Source organism: Bradyrhizobium sp. BR 1432, from assembly GCF_051547705.1.
Taxonomy (GTDB): domain Bacteria; phylum Pseudomonadota; class Alphaproteobacteria; order Rhizobiales; family Xanthobacteraceae; genus Bradyrhizobium; species Bradyrhizobium zhanjiangense.
Map to the genome: position 1 here is coordinate 1,052,760 of NZ_JBPUGF010000003.1, position 14,968 is coordinate 1,067,727.

At 59.2% G+C, this 14,968-nt stretch carries 19 protein-coding genes and 2 pseudogenes; 4 read left to right on the top strand and 17 right to left on the bottom strand.

What is annotated here, in order from left to right:
- Positions 1-425 precede the first annotated feature (425 nt).
- A complete protein-coding gene (locus ACSKB8_RS05010) occupies positions 426-845 on the top strand; it encodes a response regulator transcription factor (RefSeq protein ID WP_438102941.1) in 420 nt (139 codons plus the stop codon).
- 205 nt (positions 846-1,050) lie between these two features.
- Here the strand turns inward: ACSKB8_RS05010 and ACSKB8_RS05015 are convergent, their stop codons facing one another.
- Both ACSKB8_RS05015 and ACSKB8_RS05020 read right to left on the bottom strand, forming a co-directional pair.
- A complete protein-coding gene (locus ACSKB8_RS05015; RefSeq protein ID WP_438110406.1) occupies positions 1,051-1,368 on the bottom strand; it encodes a hypothetical protein in 318 nt (105 codons plus the stop codon).
- Positions 1,369-1,393: 25 nt separating this feature from the next.
- A complete protein-coding gene (locus tag ACSKB8_RS05020) occupies positions 1,394-2,506 on the bottom strand; it encodes a DUF1236 domain-containing protein (protein WP_438102943.1) in 1,113 nt (370 codons plus the stop codon).
- Positions 2,507-2,718: 212 nt separating this feature from the next.
- On the opposite strand from ACSKB8_RS05020, the gene ACSKB8_RS05025 reads away from it, so the two are divergent.
- Entirely contained in the window at positions 2,719-2,946 is a 228-nt protein-coding gene (locus tag ACSKB8_RS05025; RefSeq protein WP_038383553.1) for a hypothetical protein, read from the top strand.
- 268 nt (positions 2,947-3,214) lie between these two features.
- On the opposite strand, the gene ACSKB8_RS05030 is transcribed toward ACSKB8_RS05025, so the two are convergent.
- The 9 genes and pseudogenes from ACSKB8_RS05030 to ACSKB8_RS05070 all read right to left on the bottom strand — a co-directional run bounded on the left by ACSKB8_RS05030 (position 3,215) and on the right by ACSKB8_RS05070 (position 7,455).
- On the bottom strand, positions 3,215-3,730 hold the full coding sequence (locus ACSKB8_RS05030) for a PRC-barrel domain-containing protein (RefSeq protein ID WP_438102945.1): 516 nt from the start codon (positions 3,728-3,730) through the stop codon (positions 3,215-3,217).
- A 137-nt stretch (positions 3,731-3,867) separates the two neighbouring features.
- Complete coding sequence (locus ACSKB8_RS05035; protein ID WP_438102947.1) at positions 3,868-4,068, bottom strand: hypothetical protein; 201 nt, start codon at positions 4,066-4,068, stop codon at positions 3,868-3,870.
- Between the two features lie 101 nt (positions 4,069-4,169).
- Positions 4,170-5,211: pseudogene (locus tag ACSKB8_RS05040) on the bottom strand (glycosyltransferase family 4 protein).
- A 131-nt stretch (positions 5,212-5,342) separates the two neighbouring features.
- A complete protein-coding gene (locus tag ACSKB8_RS05045; protein ID WP_438102949.1) occupies positions 5,343-5,552 on the bottom strand; it encodes a hypothetical protein in 210 nt (69 codons plus the stop codon).
- 166 nt (positions 5,553-5,718) lie between these two features.
- Positions 5,719-6,110, bottom strand: a pseudogene (locus ACSKB8_RS05050) (hypothetical protein).
- 16 nt (positions 6,111-6,126) lie between these two features.
- A complete protein-coding gene (locus tag ACSKB8_RS05055) occupies positions 6,127-6,327 on the bottom strand; it encodes a hypothetical protein (protein ID WP_438102951.1) in 201 nt (66 codons plus the stop codon).
- A gap of 11 nt (positions 6,328-6,338) precedes the next feature.
- Complete coding sequence (locus ACSKB8_RS05060) at positions 6,339-6,785, bottom strand: YybH family protein (protein ID WP_438102953.1); 447 nt, start codon at positions 6,783-6,785, stop codon at positions 6,339-6,341.
- 242 nt (positions 6,786-7,027) lie between these two features.
- On the bottom strand, positions 7,028-7,273 hold the full coding sequence (locus ACSKB8_RS05065) for a hypothetical protein (protein ID WP_438102955.1): 246 nt from the start codon (positions 7,271-7,273) through the stop codon (positions 7,028-7,030).
- Positions 7,273-7,455 (bottom strand): hypothetical protein, encoded by a 183-nt coding sequence (locus tag ACSKB8_RS05070; RefSeq protein WP_438102957.1) that lies wholly within the window; start codon positions 7,453-7,455, stop codon positions 7,273-7,275. The genes ACSKB8_RS05065 and ACSKB8_RS05070 overlap by 1 nt, the downstream gene beginning before the upstream one ends.
- A gap of 193 nt (positions 7,456-7,648) precedes the next feature.
- Here ACSKB8_RS05070 and ACSKB8_RS05075 point away from each other — a divergent pair, with 193 nt between their 5' ends.
- Positions 7,649-7,864, top strand: a complete 216-nt coding sequence (locus ACSKB8_RS05075; protein WP_438102959.1) for a hypothetical protein — start codon at positions 7,649-7,651, stop codon at positions 7,862-7,864.
- A 691-nt stretch (positions 7,865-8,555) separates the two neighbouring features.
- Here ACSKB8_RS05075 and ACSKB8_RS05080 read toward each other — a convergent pair.
- Positions 8,556-8,807, bottom strand: a complete 252-nt coding sequence (locus ACSKB8_RS05080) for a hypothetical protein (protein ID WP_438102961.1) — start codon at positions 8,805-8,807, stop codon at positions 8,556-8,558.
- Between the two features lie 1,751 nt (positions 8,808-10,558).
- On the opposite strand from ACSKB8_RS05080, the gene ACSKB8_RS05085 reads away from it, so the two are divergent.
- A complete protein-coding gene (locus ACSKB8_RS05085) occupies positions 10,559-10,750 on the top strand; it encodes a hypothetical protein (protein ID WP_438102963.1) in 192 nt (63 codons plus the stop codon).
- A gap of 50 nt (positions 10,751-10,800) precedes the next feature.
- Here ACSKB8_RS05085 and ACSKB8_RS05090 read toward each other — a convergent pair whose 3' ends face one another.
- The 5 genes from ACSKB8_RS05090 to ACSKB8_RS05110 all read right to left on the bottom strand — a co-directional run bounded on the left by ACSKB8_RS05090 (position 10,801) and on the right by ACSKB8_RS05110 (position 14,159).
- Positions 10,801-11,688 carry a hypothetical protein gene (locus tag ACSKB8_RS05090; RefSeq protein WP_438102965.1) on the bottom strand — a complete coding sequence of 296 codons (888 nt, stop codon included), beginning with the start codon at positions 11,686-11,688 and terminating at the stop codon, positions 10,801-10,803.
- Between the two features lie 87 nt (positions 11,689-11,775).
- Positions 11,776-12,117: a hypothetical protein gene (locus tag ACSKB8_RS05095; RefSeq protein ID WP_438102967.1), complete on the bottom strand. Its 342-nt coding sequence runs from the start codon at positions 12,115-12,117 to the stop codon at positions 11,776-11,778.
- Positions 12,118-12,146: 29 nt separating this feature from the next.
- Complete coding sequence (locus tag ACSKB8_RS05100; RefSeq protein ID WP_438102969.1) at positions 12,147-12,482, bottom strand: hypothetical protein; 336 nt, start codon at positions 12,480-12,482, stop codon at positions 12,147-12,149.
- 141 nt (positions 12,483-12,623) lie between these two features.
- Entirely contained in the window at positions 12,624-13,535 is a 912-nt protein-coding gene (locus ACSKB8_RS05105) for a restriction endonuclease (protein ID WP_438102970.1), read from the bottom strand.
- A 39-nt stretch (positions 13,536-13,574) separates the two neighbouring features.
- Complete coding sequence (locus tag ACSKB8_RS05110; RefSeq protein ID WP_438102972.1) at positions 13,575-14,159, bottom strand: hypothetical protein; 585 nt, start codon at positions 14,157-14,159, stop codon at positions 13,575-13,577.
- Positions 14,160-14,968: the final 809 nt, after the last annotated feature.

Consider the following 14,968-nt stretch of genomic DNA (forward strand, 5'->3'; position numbering starts at 1 on the left):
TCGTGGCTGCGGTCGGTGTCCTTCGCTCCGATGTGCGATTGCCCATTGCTCCCTCTTTCGATAGCGCAAGCGGTCCCTGCGCTATGGTGCGCCTGAGCCGCAGCCAACATCGACCGGCGACGCGAGTATAAGGCACGTGACCTCCGAGCCAAACGGCTGTTGAGCAACATGGATACATGTGTCCCGCATGACAGAGGGCTCCGCAGCAGCCCGCGACCGCCCCTGCACCGCAGCCCTCCGCGTCGCAAGCTTCGCCAACGCCGCAACCAGCCCCGAAACCCTGAGGCCTCCGCGAGTCCCGAACTCAAGGGGACTTCCTCAGCCGGTCATAAGGCCAGGCAGAACAGGCTTCCACGTCGGCCGGCTACCCGTCAGGAACGGCCACGCATTTTGGCCGTTCGACGTCCGTAACAAGTGAGCCACCAGTGAGTGTACTTCTCGTCGAGGACGACCCTCTAATCCGCGAATTCGTCGCCGAAGCGCTGCGCGAAGCAGGCTATCACGTGATCCACGTGAGCACCGGGGAGGAAGCGCTGGCCTGGTGCCAGCGCCACGTCGCGGACGTGCTGGTCACTGACGTCAGACTGCCCGGACAGGTCGATGGGTGGCAGATCGCGGAACGCTACCGAGAGCGGGCCGGTCTGACCGATCTCGATGATCTTCTTGGCAATCAGTTCGGTGAGGGGGTCGTTGCGATCCTGTACGCCAATCGTTCGCAGGGCTTGTTCGTAAGCTGTCGAAAGCCGCGTGATCTCTTCAGGCCCCAGAGGCGAGTTTTGAAGTATTCGGTAGATGGCCAATTGTTAGTCTCCCCCGCTGGACACAGCGTAGCACCAGTCCACTGAGGGAGCATTGCGAATTAGCAGCGAATTTTAGCTTCCGCAGACTATGCTATGGCAGCGCCGCGTCGAGGACGAGGTCCCGCTGGCTCGCGCAAGATGTGATCGCCGAGCGACCGACGGGCCGTTGAGGATGCAACCATCTCGGGGCAAGCCGAAGATGCCATCTGGAAATGGGCCGCCCTGGAGGGCGGCCCATCGGCCGTACAGTTTACCAACGGCCGGTGCCGAAGCTGAAGCCGATGCTCGGGCCACCGCCATAGTAGCCATAGCCGCGATCGTAGTAGCCCGGGCCGCCATAGTAGCCGTAGCTGCGGCGGACCACATAGCCGTCGTCTCCACCGTAGTAGCGTTGGACATAGCGGGGACCGCGGGTCCGGTAGCAGCGGCCATACTCGTTGCAGACGAGTCGGACTTGCTCGATGCCCCCGATCTCCGTCGACGCGATGGCCGCGGGTGCAAGAGGGGTAGCACCCGCAGACGACGCCATCAGGGCCGCCGCGAAAGCTCCTAGCGCGATGGTCTTCATTGGGTGTTCTCCTTCCTTGGCGAGGTCAGTCGATCTCTTCGATGATGCGACGTTCATGGGGTTCGACGATGTAGGTGCGGCTGTCCCGGTTGATGTACCGGTACTCGCGAAGGGTCGGAGCATCCCGATAGACCTCTTCCGGGAACGCTTCGATCTCCACGCCTTCCGGCAGGCGCTCGCCGGTGCGGATCTCGGTGCGGACCGTGCTGCCGGTGGTGCGACGCTCGCGCTCGACCGGGCGCGCCTTGGCATGCTTCCGAATGACTTCCCGATCGCGATCGCTGAACGTCGCCTTACGCTGTTCCGTGCGCGCCGGCGCGGCGGCCGTGGAACGACCCGAGTACGGCAGGGTCGCTACGATCTTGTAGCTCGACGGCTCCACGATGACGATCTCGTCCTTGACCAAAACGAAGTCGTAGCCGCGGTACTGCGGCACGATCTCGACGACCTCGGCCGGCAGCGGCTGCAGGCGGACGTCCCGCGGCACGACCGTGCCCACCGAAAGCGAGAAGTTCACGTTGGTGAGCGGCTGCACGTTCAGGTGCGAGATCGAAGAGCTGATACGGGTCCGCTGCTGATCGTTGATGTTCACCGACGCGTTCACGTTGGTGTTCGACGAACGATCGGCCGTGTTCTGCTGATTGTTCGGCTGCTGGGCCGTGTTGGTCGAACCGCTACCCGTCGGCGACTGCGCCTGGTTGATGCCAGAGGCGGGAGGATTGGCGCTCTGCGTCTGGGTATTCGTGTTCGAAGGAGAATTGGTCTGCGCCTGGTTGGAAGGCGTGGTGGTCTGGGTGGAGGGTTGAGTGGTCTGCGCCTGGTTGGTCGAGTTGTTCGAGGATGGCGCCTGCGTGTTGGCGCCAGCACCGGAATTGGACGACTGGCCCGCAGCGGTCTGCCCCGCCGACGATGGAGACTGCGTCTGGGCCGAGTTCGTCGACGGATTGACGTTCTGCGCGGAGCCCGAAGACGGGCTGGACGGTGCCGAAGTCGAAGGAGCCGTGGTGGTCTGGTTGGAATCCTGGTGACGCTGCGCAGCCGACGGATTGGTGTTCGACGTGTTCGGAGCAGACTGCGCGAAAGCCGAAGTCGCGATCGCAACTGCTGCAGTCGTGGCCAAGAATAAACGCTTGTTCATCTGAAACCTCCTAAATGCGGACGTCGATCAAACCCCGGATGCACCGCGCAGTTCCTTTCCGGGAATTGTTGGCAACGCAAATTCCAGCATTTCTTCCGGTACGATTGCTGTGTAGCGAAATGAGACGCACCGGCCGGGGCGGGAACACCGGAACTTCGGTCATGCCTCCTCGTTGGCAGTGACTACTTTCGAAGTCGTATGAGGAGAACATCATGAAGAAGCTGATCGTGTGCGGCGCTCTCGCCGCCTTCGCGCTCGGTACCCAGGCCGCCAGCGCCGCCGAGTTCTACATCGTCCGCGATGCGACCACCAAGAAGTGCACCGTCGTCGACACCAAGCCGACGACGACCACCACGACGGTCGTGGGCGACGGCGTCTACAAGACCAAAACAGAAGCCGAGTCCGCCGTGAAGACCACCAAGGTCTGCACCGAACAGTAAACGGTTGGCGCAGGCCAGGCCGGCTTGGCGGCGTTCTGACAGCAATTGGAGGAGAAGATGCCTGCACTGATTTTATGGGCCGTTCCTGCCGTGCTCGTTGTTGGCGGCGTCGGCTATTGGATAGTTCACATGCACTGAGCGATTAGACGCTCGCACGAACGGCTCGTCCGGCTCCGGGCGGGCCGTTTTGTTTTGAGCCTATCCGCCGGCCGCGCAAACAAGAAGGGCCTCCTGACGGAGGCCCTTCGATCTCTAACGCTTCGTCCTGTCAGTTGTAATCCGAATACTTGAACTGCGGGAGCGCCTTCAATTGCTCCTTATTGCCGCTCATGACGGCGTGATCCGGGACCCAATCGTTCGCGCTTCGGCTCGTCGTGTTCGTCGAAGCCGCGCCGGTGGTCGTATCGCGCGAAGTGGTGGTCGAGGTGCTGGTCGAACTCGTCCGCACCGGCTCTTCGACGAACTTCAGCTTGTCCATCGATACGGCGATGTCGTGTTCGCCCATGCCGAGGAAACCGCCGATACCGATCACCACCGCGTTGATCTTGCCGCTCTTGTCGACCAGCAGTTCGTTGATGTCGCCGAGCTTCTCGTTGGCCTCGTTGTAGACGTTCAGGCCCATGAGCTTCGAGGCGCGCCAATTGCCCTTGAGCGCCATTTTGGCATCCGCCGGCAGGGCGGTGGCAGTCGGCGCGGCGCGATCGGCCGGCTGAGTGGATTGCGCGAACGCAGCGCCGCCGATCACGGCAGTGCCAAGCAAAGCGACGGCAAGAAAGCTTTTCATCGATCATCTCCTCAAAGGTGAGCCGCACCGTTCAGATGCCCGCCCCAACGCGCCGAGTTGCCACTTGTTCCCGATGTCGAACGATGCTCATTGAGGCTTCGACTCAACCAAATCGGTTTGCTATCGACGTTCCGTGGTCACGACCCCGGAAACGCCCTTTCGGAGCGGAGGCAAGCATCGGAGAAATGTGGCCAGACCTGCTTCGAACAGTCTGCCGTTTCTCTCGCAAAGTCGCGGACCTGCTGGATCTTCTGCTGCGAAGAAGGAGGTGCTTCGTCCGCGATAGCCAGCGTCGCCAGAAGGACAGAAGCTGCTATCGCGGAAAGGATCATTTTCATGCCGGCCTCCTGATCAGCGACGACGATTGGAGTTCACAGGCGTTCCGGCGGCGACAGAACGGAGCGCTCCATTCTCGAGTCCTTCGCGCCTTCTACTGACGTCACGCTTGAAGCTGTCCACGAGCGACCAGCTCGCGATATCGGCTTTCGTACTCCCTCGCCATCCGGCTCGCGACGAAACGCTCCTCGAAACGGGCGCGGACCTTTTTCCTATCCAACCGGACGACTTCCTTGATCGCTTCGATCGCCTGCTCCTCGCTGTCCACGATGAAGCCGGTGACGCCGTCATCCACGACTTCGGGCACCGATCCGGAGCGGTAGGCGATCACGGGCGTCCCGCACGCCATCGCCTCGATCATGACGAGGCCGAACGGCTCCGGCCAATCGACCGGAAAGAGCAGCACGGCAGCATCGGCGAGGAACGGCTGCTTGCGGACTTCGTCCACTTCGCCAACGAGCCTGATCTCCTCGCCGTCGATCTCCGGTTCGAGCTTCTTCTTGAAGTAGACCGTCTCCGCCCGTGGTATCTTGGCCGCGATCCGCAGCGGCATCCGGACGGCGCGTGCGATGCGTACGGCATCTTCCGGTCCCTTCTCCGCCGAGAGCCGTCCGAGAAAAGCCAGGTACGATCCACTTTCGAAGGACGGCCGAAACAGGTCCTTGGGCAGTCCGTGCGGAATCGTCGCGAGCCAGTTCGCGTCCGGAAGCGGACGGCGCTGGTTGTCGGAGATGGAGATGAACGGAGCTTCCGCAAAAGCGCCGATCACGTCGGATAGGCCCGGAAGGTCGAGCCGGCCGTGCATGGTCGTCAGAAACGGCACGCCGGTCCGGCCCAGGACCGGCAGCGGCAACCAGTCGACATGGGAGTGGATCACGTCGAAGTCGCGCGCACGCGCGGCGATGGACTCGATCAGCAGTGCGCAGGCGGCGTTCGGATCGACGCCCCTCCGCCCCAGGCGCAGCGCGCGCGGCCACACTGCATGGAGCTTTCCTTTCGTTTTGGAATCCCCGCTTGCGAACAGGGTGACGTCGTGTCCGAGCTGGACCAGTTCGTCGACCAGCCAGGCGATCACCCGCTCGGTACCACCGTAGAGCCTTGGAGGAACGCTCTCGGCCAAAGGGGGAAAGCTGGGCGATCCGCATCGATCAAGCACCGAGGGCGACCCGCAGGCCGATCACGACGACCGCGGAGATGAGAAACGAGATCGCAAGCAGCGTCCAACTGGGCCTTGTGCTTCCACGAGCTACGCGCGCGACAAGCATTTTCATGCTCGTCAACATTCGTCACGGGGAAGCCCGTCCAGGTAGGCGATACCGAAGCTGGCGAGCTCTTCGGTGTCGCTCTCGCGCTCTTCCCGTCTCCTGTGCAGATGGCGCTCCAGCAGGCAGCGCAGGCTGTCGTGAGCGCCGACATCGGGGTGCCGCGCCCGGTACACTGTCCAGGCAGTCTCCGCGGCGTTCCTCAAGACGGCTTCGTCGACCATGCTCACTCTCCTGCGACCGTATCCAGTCGCTGCCAACTCGAGGCATTCCGGAAAGTTTCCGGTTTTTCCCGCCTGTAGACGAAGAGAGGATGAGTCAGGATGCTTTGGCAGGCGCCCGCGGGGTGCCGCTGCAGGCGTTGGCTTCGGCGAGAGGCCTCCCGAGGGGTCAAAAAGATGCGGCCGCCCGCGCACGTTCGCGGGCCGCGCGGCGCCGCTCGCGCCTCCTTTTGGCCCGCTCGGTCGGCTGCCGCAGCGGAGCGCAGCGACCTCTTCCTCTGGATCCAGCGCGAACGGCTTGCCAGGGTCGGGACGTGCCTCCATGAGTTCAAGCACGGCCCGCCCCTTGTCGGTGATTTTCCAGCCGCCGCTTTCGCGCTCGACGAGACCTTGCGAGAAGAGGTCGAGATCCGGCACCCGCGCGCCCAACCGCCTGGTGCGGTCCGCCCAATCCCGGCCACTGGTCGCCAGGATCGCCATGTCGCGCTTGAGATTCTCCATCAGGGCGAAGCCGTCCGGGTAACTCACCAGGATCTTCAGCACCGTCACCTGGAAATTCACGCCGTCCCCGCTCCGATCAGCGCCACATCGTCGGCGCACGAGAGAGCGCGTCACGACCAACCTGCCGCAAGCCCTCGGGCGAAACCTCACCCCTCGTGGCAGCTTCCAGGATCTTCGTGGCGACGTGCGTGCGCGTTCCGGTCTCACCGGTCGAAACGTTCCGGCAGACCTCGTCGAGGATCGCACGCAAAAGCGCGGTAGTGGCCGCGTCGAACATGCTGCGCCCCTCTACTTCTGAGGCGGCGGCTTAGGCATGGCCGACAGCAATCGGATCTTGAGCTTGCCGCCCTCGGTCACGTAGGTCGCGGTCCAGATGCCGCCGGTTTCGATCGGCGCGCCGCTCTGATTCTTGCCGGACAGCCGATAGCCGCCGATCGCGAGGGCCATGTCAGAGCCCAGCGGCCAAGCTTGGTCGACAGTAATCTCCTCGTGGTCGAAACCGGCCTTGAAGGCGCCCTGATAGAACTCCGCGATGTCGGAACGCGGGCCCGCCGGATTCACATGAATTCCGCCCGTCGCGAACAGCGCAGCGATGCCGGCGCCGTCCTGCTTGTTGAAGCTGGCCGCATACTCGGACGCAACCGCTTCGGCCTTCTGCTTGGGGTCGCCTTCGGCCGCGATCGGAGCCAGCGACGAGGTTAACAGGAAAAGACATGAGAAGCCGGCTCGCAGCATCGTAATTCCTCCCCGAAAAATGTGTTGTTCTGAAATCCGTCCCGACCGAGGACTTCATTGATCTCACATCAATTCCGGTGGGACGGCAATCGATTCAGACGCTGCGACGCAAAATCTCTCTCGGCGCGCAGGTTCGCCGGCCGGAATTCGACCGCCCGCCCAGCGCTCTTCCGGCTCGATCAACTTCCAAGGCAAAGAACGTTCCCCCGCGATCAGGGAATAACGTTCGGGGGTCGGGCGATTCAACCTTGCTTCAGCGCGTCCTTGACCTCGCGGACTGGCCAGCTTTCGCCGGCTGGTATGACGCGGACTTCGACGCCGCCGCCGACCAGCGCGTGCGAGGCCACGTCGTCGTCCGCCGTAGCGACCGTCAGATCGGTCTCGGGCTTCCACGCGAGCGTGAGATCCAGATCGCCCGGAAACAACTGCCATCGCGAGCCGTCGTCTAGCTCGACGATGTGACTTTCGGTATGGGCCCGGATCTTCATCAGGCCGCTTCCAGATCCCGCTGCGCGAACGGGCGACGCAGCCGGCCGGCCTCGTCACCGTGGCACTTCGGACATCTGAAGCGGATGTCCGGCTGTGCAGACGACGTCCGGTGCAGGTTCGCGGCCATGGGCCAGGCGCCGCAGCGGGGACATTTCTCCAAAAGCGTATCGGTTTCGATCATCGCCATGGCTCCTTCGAGGCGAGCCCATGGCTGCGAACGGCTTGAACTTGCGGAGGTTCCCGTCCGGCGCCTGCTGCTAGGCCTCGAGGCCGTCGAGTTGGGCCCAGGCCGTATCTGCGTCCGAACCAACGATTGCTCTTCCCGCTGTGTGCTGCATCGAGGCGCCCTCCGCCACGTGCGCCAGAGGAAAACGATGAGGACCGACTGGCCCCAGCATCTCGATCCCGGCAGCGAAGGGGACCCGACCTATCTCGAGTTCCTGATCCGCGAGGATTACGCGCGATGCCATCCCGGAGAGACCTTGGACGATCTCAAGCGGCGCGCGTCCTTTTCGAGAGAGGACAGAGGGCGGCTGCGGGACTGGATGGCCGTAGCGGCCGCTCGCGCAGCCATGGGGCGGCCTCGATGAAGCTGCAGATCGGAACTTCATCATCTACAGCCAGCACACGAACGACATTGCCGCTTCCTGCCCCTTATCCCTCGCGTTGCGCCGTGTGTCGCGTTCGCGCAGACTAGGCCCTTCCGCAAGCTCAGCATGTCCGGACGCTTAAACTTGTTGCGCAGCTTGAGATGGCATACGGCACCTCACACGCCATGAAGTTGTCAAACTGCTCAGGCATTCGGTAGGCGGGCTCCCTCGCAAGGAGGTGCACACGCACTTTCGGAACGAGCCTGACAGGTGGCGCGCCCAGCCGGGTACTAAATGAGTGTGCAGCATTCAGCCTGTCCATTCACGTTCCCGCCCACCTAATACAACGAAGCAAGAATGGCGACGCCTTGCGTACATGCGGATGCTGCCGCCCATATCGCGGCCCATCGATTTCGCGAAGCGGCTTGATCGAGCCAAGGCTTCAAATCGGAGATCCCTTCCCATGTCATCGGGGGCGCAACTCCCTCAGCGGAACGTAACCAATAGTATGATGCAGTGAATGCCAATATCGCTGAGAGAGCTTGCGCAATGAAAGCAATGTAAGGTCCCAAGTGATGCATCGGCCACTCCATCCAAGTTGTAGTAATTTGAACGACTCTCTGTGGCGATTGCGGCTCAACTCGTCTTGCGGGGCAAGCTCGCTCGCGCTGAAGAGCACAGTGTCGGCTAGTCATTTTTGAGGAGGGGACGCGCCGATTCCACAAACGGCACGAACCTCGGCTATGGCATTAACAGCACCCCTCACGTCGAAGTTAATGCTGGACAGGGTCTTCATCTGACTATCTTGAAGCGTCACGCCGAAGCTGGTCTTTGTGAGGGAAAGCAGCTTTGCCAGGACTTCTGGTGGCAGAAATGTTACTTCGTAGTATTGCGCACCATTGCTGCTGCTGAAACCATCGACGTGAATAAGATCGTCATCCATTCGAAATGCGAGCTTGGAGACGCCCCGATCAGTCAGTGTCCGATCCCTTTCAGGTAAACCTAAGAAGGCTGAGAGCCGACCATGCGAGAAGGGACAACCTACGAACAGTTCGGATCCATCGGGCGAATGCGCCGTAGCTCCAGCTAAAGGCTGTTTATCGAAGCTCGAAGAGTATCTAACGGACCATGCGCCAAAACGCGCCTCCGTGGCGTCGCTATTTCTTGAGGGTAAAACGGTCAGAGCCGCTATTAGCGCCAGTATTCTCCGAGCAGCAGAGCTAGTCTTCATTCTTGACCTTCTACCGGCACACGATCCTAACGGCGTTGGGAAGCCAATCGTTCGCTATCTCATCGCCCTTCGCGCAGGCGAACGCCGGAGAGTCGGCAAGTACGCCCGCGTTGAACAACCGCATACCGTGTTGCCTACCTTCGGCGCGCGCTCGCTTCCACGTTGGAGACGCTGTTTTAGAAGAGGCCGATAACGCATCGAATCCTTTTCTTATCCGATCTTCCGACTCCAAAGGAAATCCGGCGCGCTTGCACGCCGTCGGCAAGGGTAACTAGGCTCGACCAACCAGCAATCTCATCGCACGTTTGAGCAGCGGCGCGAGATAGCGAGCATAAGAAGACGGTCGCAGAAATAATAAGCGAGATCGCCGTGTGCCGCACGTTCCTGGAGGACTTGTTCAAAGCTCAAACATCTCCGAGGCCACTATACGACTTTTGCCATTTGCTCTTCCCGTCTACATCGACTCGTATTGTTCTGCTAGTGCTCTGTTCATTTCCTCCCATGGAGACTTCCTTGCCGTGCTCCCTACCTGCTCACGGCGGATCGGTTGTTCGATTTGCACGCTGAGCCGATTAAGTTCGACGAAAGTCGGACGGTGAGCATTGACGGAAGTTGTCGTATCACTGCGAACCCCTTGTCCTGGGGGACTCCTGCTCCAGAAATACTGGTGCTGGGATTTTCCAAAGGTCCGAGTCAGGCTCGCGCACTGAGCAAGTTTCCTCACAATGAAATTCCGTTTCGCAAGGGACGGAAGCAGATTGGTAAGATCCTGCCTCATGTTCGCTTATTCCCCGCGACGGAACTGGACCGGCTCAAGAAACTAGCGAATCACCCGCGGTCGTTTTGGCTGGGGATCGTTGGTCCGATGCACAGTCGAGCGCTTTGACTATCATCGTAAGGAGGGGGCAGTGGCGGCATGATCGATGAGTTTATGGATCACGAATTTGGAAAGACAATTTCTAACGCATGTGCCCAGAGATTCCTGGGTGACTTGCCATCGAAGACGAAGCTAGTGGTTATGTTGGGGCTCGGTGCGAGGCAGAGCTATGCAGCGACTGCCCGAAGTGGCATACACCGACGGGCGTGTAACAGTCGTTCACGTCGAGCATTTCGCCTCACAGGGGCAAAACATACCCAACTGGCTTGGCTTGAACAATCACCCCCGATCTCGTCTTGGACTGATCGCTCGTGAGGCGGCGGTCATCGGTCTAGCGGCGCACGTAACTCTCGACAGGCCAACTCGATAAATTTTCACTATTACAGTCACCGGGACCTGGGCAAACCTGGGAAACGGGCTCAGTTTGGATACCATTTCGTCGGCTCAGGCGGCGAAGGTTGCAGGCTGTGAGGTAGGATTCTCGCGCGTTGAGACCTCATCATTTCGATCATTGTTGGTCCCTGTTCTTTCCGCTGCGCGTTTTCGTGGTAACAACCGGCCTTCTTCATAAAAAGGAGCGATTGACTTGAAGAAAGCTAAGGCAGCTAAGATGACGGGCAAGCGCCGCGAATGGACGAAGGCCGATCTGAAAGAACTCAAGGATCACTCAAAGGCGCGAACGCCAGTCGTCAAAATATCAAAGCTGACTAAGCGTTCGGTCGGAGCCCTTCGCCAGAAAGCGTTGCACCTAGGAATAGGACTGGGCCACCGACGGTAACCACTGGTGCATCGCGCGGCACGACGAAGAGAACGTGCCGCGCGGCGCGATCAAGGAGCCAATTTCTTGGTCGTCAAGGCAGGGGGAAGAATTGGCTTGGCCGACGGGCGGTCTTTTTCGGACCAGCGTTGTGATGCCTCAAACGGAGTGCGGCCGACATCGGCCGTTAGGTAGACCATCTCAGGATGCTGGCCCTGCTTCAAGACCGTTGAGCCTTCTAACGTCACGCGCTGTGCCTCATCGCAGAGAGAGGGCGCTCTGGCAAAAAGAACCATCTCAATCTGGAGAAGGGAAAGACCGCCGACCTTGCGTTTGACCTCGCTGAGCAGCCTCAAATACGTGCCGTAAGTAGTATCGGGCTCAACGAGCGCGAATCCTAGTCGTGCTAGTGAGGCGAGTGATCCGACGTTGTTGCGAAATTCGGTCACCGCACTATTGCGACCGGCAGGGATCGCGAATGCGAGCGAGTTTGACGGATTCAGCTTGTTGCGACTAACGCCCAATAATTGGATGGCGTTGATGCTGGCAGCGACCCGCGCATCAAATATCGCGTACCTGTCGGGGTCCTTGATTGCCAAAACCTTGCTGTAGCTGGAAATGCCGGTGAACGGTGTCGCTGGCCGTTCTGCATCTGCTTGATTCACGTAAGCCAGAATTGTCATCTCAGAATTGCGCCTGATGCCGCCCCAATCGCTGACGATCCAAGTTGCAATTCTGATCCTCTCATCAAGGGGAGCCGAAGCCCAATGCTTGGCAAGATGCCATTTCAGTTCGATGTTCTGCTGAGCGAGGTCATTGGCATATTTCTGGTGTGGGAAACCAGTGCCGAGGCTACGCCACGCGCTGCTGCGGACACCCCAATCAAAGGAAGATACACTATCCCTATGCGCTACGACGTACTCAGTGGCGGCTTCAATCAGGGCCTCCGGAATCGTCATCTCAATTCCTCAATTGTCAAACAAAACGTGCCTGGAAGGTCAATTCGTGCCAGGGGCCAACGCATGGCGCTTGCATTGCAACGGGCCTCACCTAGCCGGAGCACGCATCGCCATTTCCGCATAGATTTTCTCCTTCGCCTTTTCATTCAGCCCTTTCATGCCTCCAGACATTCTGGTCGGTGTTGGCAAAATATAAAACGCTATTTCCCGGCCCTCGATATACTCGGACAAGATCGGTCCCCTAGATTTTTGCGCGATCCGCTCCTCGTCAGATCCCAAACGCTTGCAGATTTCGTTCCGGCGGGATATTGCGGCTCTGTATCGAGCGCCTAGCTGTGTCGCAGAATCGGACAATTTTTGAAAAGTCCAATCTGCTGCTTGCTGGCTGGTAAAAGCGATTTTGTTTATGCGCGGCTTCGCCGCGAACACCAGCCGAAAGTCTGTGAGATCGAATTCTTCTATGTCGGCGTGCTCGCTTCTTTCCCGCTCTTTCGTTTGTATTCCTGCAATACGTCGTACATCCATAGGTCGTTGACGATAAGGAAATTGTGCCAGTTCGCTCGTCTTTGCGTGTTGTCGGATTCTTCCAGCAAGGAAGTGCCAGTGACGCTGCTGAGAAGTCGCCACATCCTGCTATTCTTCGGTCCGTAGTAGAAGCAGGTATCACCCGCGAGTAGGCTCATATCGGGCCGGGAAAAACGCGGCGGCGGTGCTGTACCAACGATAATCGTCGAGGCGTTGTCCGGTATCGCCTCAAGACCATTGTAAGGATGCTTTTCGGTACGGCGCTCCAATTTTGTCCTCGCTGTGTCGGCTCGCGGCAGATGCCTGTCGTCCGTCCAATATCAATTGGTGCCGGTCTCGACTAAGCTGAAATGTCCCCAACGGGCGGATCGAAATCGAACGACGGCGGCTCTAAGTGCCAGCGCACCAGATCATCCATCGCAATAAGTCACGATCCTGTCTGTCAGAGCGGCTGAGTGGATGGCGTCATCGGTGAAACTGGATGTCGTAATGATGAAACCACGGTGAGCGCTTTGTTCTTCAGCGACGCCCTTGAAATGTTGGACGGTTGGACGGCTCACTTTGTTTTCCGTCGAGTTTCGCTTGCATTGCACGATAATCAATCCATGAGGGTGGACGGCAAAACCGTCCACGCCAAAATCGTTCGATTTTCGTGTGGCCCACGCTTCGAGTCCCGCCCTTTGAAAAAAGCTCATGATGTGTCTTTCAAAATTGAACGGATCCATGTCGAGCAAGTGCTGTCGTAGCGCCATCTCCTCCTTCGGCATCGCAAAACAGGTGGGATCCATCAGCTGCTCTTTCATCGCAGCTTTCATTTCGGCACTGGTGCGACGCAAACGTTCATCTGAAATAATCACGTCGATAATTTCCGCAACGTGAGTTCGGGCCTCTGGGCTTGTCACGACAGCTTCAATGATTGAGGTGATGCCCGCGGTCCCGAGAAAAATCAGTAGAAGCACCGGGACGCCGAGAGCGCCGCCAAACGCCGCGATCCCGGCCGCATGACCACCAACCAACGGAATAGCAGCGAGGGTTGCAGGCAACGCTATCTTCATGGACCAAGGCAGGTTCGATTTGCGGTAGTTTGAGACGGACTCTGAGACGCTGTTCGCAACTGCCATGATAGCCGTGCGCGAGTTGATGAGCGCGTTCAGTTGCTTGAATTTGTCGATGGCGCGGATGTCGCTCCCGACCACGTCCCGCGACTGGCTTAGCCATCGTATCGCAACCACTCGATCTTCCGGCCTGGACGTGTGCTTTATGGCCGAGACGAAGACACCAATCAGCCACTTCTTAATGCCGTCAGTTACATTGTCCAACACGGCCCCCTCCCAACAGGCATAGCTGCGATGTAAGTAGTTCTATTTGCAACTGATCTCCAGATCATCGGTATCGCGCGGCAATTCCTCTTTCTCGTTCGGCTTTAGGCTTACGAACTTCATATTGACCCGAGGTGGCACGGCGAAGTCTACATCGAGGTACGCTGTGCCGAACTTCATGGTGCTTTGGATGCGCTTGGCCGCGGCGGCGCTCGTAATGAGAGCAGTGATCAGCACGCCGCTGCTCGTGGCCTTTGCGGCGATGGCGTTTACTTTCTGGATGTCCGCGTTGCCGTTCGACTTCAACCGCAACCTAGCCTTCGGCGGAAGGCCCCACGACACTTTGAAAGTCGTGACTTCGTAACCCATTTGTTCGAGGATCGGTAGTGCATTGCTGACTTGCTGAGTGAAGGTATTAAACTCAGTCATGAGCTTGCCGGTCGTGTCTGAAAAATCCGGCAGCGATAAATCCGGCATCGATGGCATCGAGACGGGCGGCAACGAAGGCATCGCGGGTATCATGTCCCGCGCTGATTTGCTGATGCTGTCGATCCGGCTGGGCGCATCGTCGGCCTGAGCAGGGACCAAACTCGAAATCAGCGCGGCTACCACGAGAAGCGGTCTCATTGCATTTCCTTCAGGCAAGACGGAGTTCTTTCGCCGAAATTGACGCCAAAACGCTAGGTTGTCGAGAGGGATATACCCGACTGGCGGTCGCGCAGGTGGCTAACTCCGCCGACAAGCCCGAAGAAGGACGAACATCTAGACTTCCCAATCAACGACATGCCCGCACTCGCGACAGACGGATGAGCCGAACATTCCGGCTAGGTAATCCGAAGCCTGGCCTTCGCTCATGTCCTCGGTATCTTCATCGATCAGGTCTAAGGAGACTGCGGCGTTGCACGATGGGCAACGGGTAGGTGAATGATGCCCTGGTCCAGGATCAGAATCGTTGGGCATATGCGGTTGCTCAGAAGTGGACCGGCGTTCTCTCCAAAGGGTTCTTGCGCCCTTCCCCTCAGACACCGCATCCTGATACGGTCCCCAATTGATGTCCCATTCCATCTCTGAACGTTGCTGATAAATGGCTAGGGCGCGTTTGGCGCGACGGTCAAAATCGATCTGCTGACACCGGTTAACCCGGCGGAAGTGTCTTCGGAGGGCCATGTGTGTCTTGTGGCTTATCGTTCCACCGAGAATCAGGCGAACCGTATTTCCCCAATGAGCAATGGCATGGCAGGACCAGCAAATGATTTCGACCTGAACCAGTATCACTGTGCCGCGCTTTTCATCTCGTCATACTTCCACACTTCATGACCATGCAGCCTATCACTGGATCCACAAATGGAGCACTTGCCGCCAGCTTCCTTCAATAGGCGGCGGCGAAGAGTCTTCCAACGTTGTGGACCGAGCCCGTGTTCCGACGAGCGAAGATT

Bases quoted from the DNA above. Each gene is read 5' to 3' on its own strand.
- ACSKB8_RS05015 (WP_438110406.1), bottom strand. From the start codon at position 1,368: ATGAAGACCATCGCGCTAGGAGCTTTCGCGGCGGCCCTGATGGCGTCG.
- ACSKB8_RS05020 (WP_438102943.1), bottom strand. From the start codon at position 2,506: ATGAACAAGCGTTTATTCTTGGCCACGACTGCAGCAGTTGCGATCGCG.
- ACSKB8_RS05025 (WP_038383553.1), top strand. From the start codon at position 2,719: ATGAAGAAGCTGATCGTGTGCGGCGCTCTCGCCGCCTTCGCGCTCGGT.
- ACSKB8_RS05030 (WP_438102945.1), bottom strand. From the start codon at position 3,730: ATGAAAAGCTTTCTTGCCGTCGCTTTGCTTGGCACTGCCGTGATCGGC.
- ACSKB8_RS05035 (WP_438102947.1), bottom strand. From the start codon at position 4,068: ATGAAAATGATCCTTTCCGCGATAGCAGCTTCTGTCCTTCTGGCGACG.
- ACSKB8_RS05045 (WP_438102949.1), bottom strand. From the start codon at position 5,552: ATGGTCGACGAAGCCGTCTTGAGGAACGCCGCGGAGACTGCCTGGACA.
- ACSKB8_RS05055 (WP_438102951.1), bottom strand. From the start codon at position 6,327: ATGTTCGACGCGGCCACTACCGCGCTTTTGCGTGCGATCCTCGACGAG.
- ACSKB8_RS05060 (WP_438102953.1), bottom strand. From the start codon at position 6,785: ATGCTGCGAGCCGGCTTCTCATGTCTTTTCCTGTTAACCTCGTCGCTG.
- ACSKB8_RS05065 (WP_438102955.1), bottom strand. From the start codon at position 7,273: ATGAAGATCCGGGCCCATACCGAAAGTCACATCGTCGAGCTAGACGAC.
- ACSKB8_RS05070 (WP_438102957.1), bottom strand. From the start codon at position 7,455: ATGATCGAAACCGATACGCTTTTGGAGAAATGTCCCCGCTGCGGCGCC.
- ACSKB8_RS05075 (WP_438102959.1), top strand. From the start codon at position 7,649: ATGAGGACCGACTGGCCCCAGCATCTCGATCCCGGCAGCGAAGGGGAC.
- ACSKB8_RS05080 (WP_438102961.1), bottom strand. From the start codon at position 8,807: ATGGATGACGATCTTATTCACGTCGATGGTTTCAGCAGCAGCAATGGT.
- ACSKB8_RS05090 (WP_438102965.1), bottom strand. From the start codon at position 11,688: ATGACGATTCCGGAGGCCCTGATTGAAGCCGCCACTGAGTACGTCGTA.
- ACSKB8_RS05110 (WP_438102972.1), bottom strand. From the start codon at position 14,159: ATGAGACCGCTTCTCGTGGTAGCCGCGCTGATTTCGAGTTTGGTCCCT.